2 protein-coding genes are annotated in these 2,278 nt (G+C 41.3%); both read left to right on the plus strand.

Annotated elements, in window-relative coordinates; genetic code table 11:
• Positions 1–573 (plus strand): RNA-guided endonuclease InsQ/TnpB family protein (locus EI162_RS14015; protein WP_225737013.1); only part of this gene is annotated, 573 nt, incomplete at its 5' end.
• Between the two features lie 591 nt (positions 574–1,164).
• A partial coding sequence (ltrA, locus tag EI162_RS14020) for a group II intron reverse transcriptase/maturase (RefSeq protein ID WP_192524915.1) occupies positions 1,165–2,278 on the plus strand: 1,114 nt, incomplete at its 3' end.

A 2,278-nucleotide genomic window follows, 5' to 3' on the forward strand; every position in this document is an offset into this window, starting at 1 on the left:
TGGGATAGCTATAATTTAGCCCTATACAACATCAACACCTGTGAGTTGGTGCAAGATAGTCGTGGTAACTGGTACGCCTGTATCACCGTTAAGGAATATCCAAAAATAGCCTGCGGCAGCGGCAAAGTCGGTATTGATTTGGGCTGCAAAGATGCAGCGGTGAGTAGTGATGGCGATAAACTGCAAACCAAAACCACCCATCAATACGCTGAGAAACTAGCGATTGCTCAAAGGGCTAATAATAAAAAGCGGGTTAAGGCCATTCATGCCAAGATTAAAAACACCCGCCAAGATTTGATCCATAAATTCACATCAAAGCTTGTCAAATCCAACAACTTAATTGTCGTTGGAAAGATAAAATCAAAATCATTCACTTCAAGCAAACTTGCCAAATCCGTCTATGACGCTGGTTGGTTTGAGATTAAACGGCAACTGGATTACAAATGCGCGAACGCAGGTTGCCACTATATCGAAGTGAATGAAGCGTACACAACCCAAACCTGCTCGTGTTGCGGCTCACGCCAAGACAGTCCGAAAGGTAGAGAAGGTCTTGGTGTCAGAGGTGCGACATGAAGTCGTATTAAAGATGGTAATTGAGATTATTACCTGTTTTTCTATGAACAGTATCCTAGGTGCATGTGCATAACTGGTAACAGTTTTGTGCAAAGCTGCACTAACAATGTGCCAAGCAGAAATGCCAAGACAAAACCGCGAGGAAGTAGTCAAGCACTGATAGTATTAATCGGTCATGGTGCTAGGATTTTCGACAAGACTAACGTAAGTGAACATTTGATAAAAGTCATAACCAAGAACAAGCCAAAAATACTGATAGGCTTGAACCAAAAGGTATGCAGACAGGCTCAAGGAATCTCTGAATCTTTGACATAGACGTTGCTCTGCTGGCTGAAAGAATGAGTCTAAATCGAAATAAGTCCTTAATATGGAACATGGTAAGCCCTATATTCTCCCTGAATCATTGAGGGAAACCCAACCGCAAGGAAGGGCTATAGAATAGAGGGTATGAGAATGTGGAAAAAGCGAATGCCTATTTGTAATGAATGGGATAGAGGTTTGAAACATGACCTTATTGCAAAAGCAAGCAGACTTCCATGCGGTCTTTAATTACGAGATAGTTTGAAAAACCTTCTAAGATAGGAATAGCTGATGAATGGAACGAGAGTTTCAGGAGCACCAATCGACCAACATTTGCACTGGCACGATATCAATTGGGCTAAGTGTAATTGTGCGGTTAAAAGGCATCAAGCGCGTATCGTAAAAGCAACTCAAGAAGGTAAATGGGGTAAAGTTAAATCATTACAACATCTACTGACTCGCTCTTTTTCTGCAAAAGCATTAGCAGTCAAAAGAGTGACTGAAAATCGCGGTAAAAATACGGCAGGAGTTGATGGTACAACATGGTCAACCCCTGCTGCGAAAATGAAAGCCGTTAACTCGTTAAAACACAATGGATATAAGCCTCTGCCATTAAAAAGAGTAGCAATACCTAAGTCAAATGGTAAAGAGCGTCTATTGGGCATACCGACCATGAAAGATAGAGCTATGCAAGCGTTACACCTACTTGCACTCGAACCTGTCTCAGAAACACTCGCAGACAGTAATTCATACGGTTTTCGCTCTGCTCGTAGCACTGCTGACGCTATAGAGCAATGCTTTAAGATACTATCCCAAAAAGGCTCTGCACGTTGGGTTTTGGAGGGAGATATCTCTGCATGTTTTGATGATATCAAACACGAATGGCTAATAGACAATGTTCCCACGAATAAGACTATTCTAGGAAAGTGGCTAAAGTCAGGTGTAGTTGATAAAGGCAACTTGTTCGCAACTGAAAAAGGTACTCCGCAAGGCGGTATAATCTCACCTACTTTGGCAAATATGACGCTAGATGGGCTTCAGAAGGTAGTCGAGGGAGTAATTCCTCGCACCACTCGCAGAGGTCAGAATGTAGCTAAAGTAAACTTTGTAAGATATGCCGATGATTTTATCATCACTGGTGGAACGAAAGAGATACTGGAATATGAAATCAAACCTGCGGTTGTTGAGTTCTTTAAGTCTCGTGGCTTAACTTTGTCAAAAGAAAAGACAAAAATAACTCATGTAACAGAGGGATTCGACTTCTTAGGTCAAAATGTAAAGCGATACGGTGAAAAGGTGCTTATTAAACCTTCAACCAAGAGCGTCAAAAGCATTAAGACAAAAATACGAGAAATCTTGAATGGTAATAAGCAAACAACAGCGGAAAATTTGATTAGAATGCTTA

It is taken from the genome of Psychrobacter sp. FME6, from assembly GCF_014861365.1.
GTDB lineage: Bacteria > Pseudomonadota > Gammaproteobacteria > Pseudomonadales > Moraxellaceae > Psychrobacter.